A 497-nucleotide genomic window follows, 5' to 3' on the forward strand; every position below is an offset into this window, starting at 1 on the left:
ATTTCCGCGCTTCGCGATCACTGCAGTTCGATGGCGATGCTGGAAGCGATACTCAGCCCGGAATGGGCCGATCGGTACTACTCCTTCGACGCGCACTGGTCTGCCGGAGAAGAGATGGCCTCGATGCGCGACGGATCAGGCGACGAGTATTCCATCGTCTTCTCGGACGCCGGCGCCTACATCCGTGGCTTCGCGCACGAGTCAGCTATGAGCCCCTATGCCAATGACGGGCCGTGGCCAGGCGTCCTGGCGGACGTCCCGGCCGTCTTCCGTTCCTGCGTCGAAGAGCCCGCGTTCGCGGACGAGGATGGAATGCCGGCCGTGACCGCCTGCGCGTGGCGAGAACGGGGCGACGGAGCCTGGAAGGCGGGGACGATCGAGTTTCCTGACGACGGTGCCGGCGATCCGGATGGCTCCGAGTACCTGTTCCGACTCCTGGCCGACCGGGCGCCGGAGGCATTCCAGCGCTTCGCCGAGGACTACTACGACATCCCGGT

1 protein-coding gene is annotated in these 497 nt (G+C 65.8%); it reads left to right on the top strand.

Annotation, left to right across the window (positions count from 1 at the left end):
- The coding region (locus TN53_RS42180; RefSeq protein ID WP_046264203.1) for a hypothetical protein at nucleotides 1-497 on the top strand (497 nt) is incomplete at both ends.

This window comes from Streptomyces sp. WM6386 (assembly GCF_000972385.1).
Taxonomy (GTDB): Bacteria; Actinomycetota; Actinomycetes; order Streptomycetales; family Streptomycetaceae; genus Streptomyces.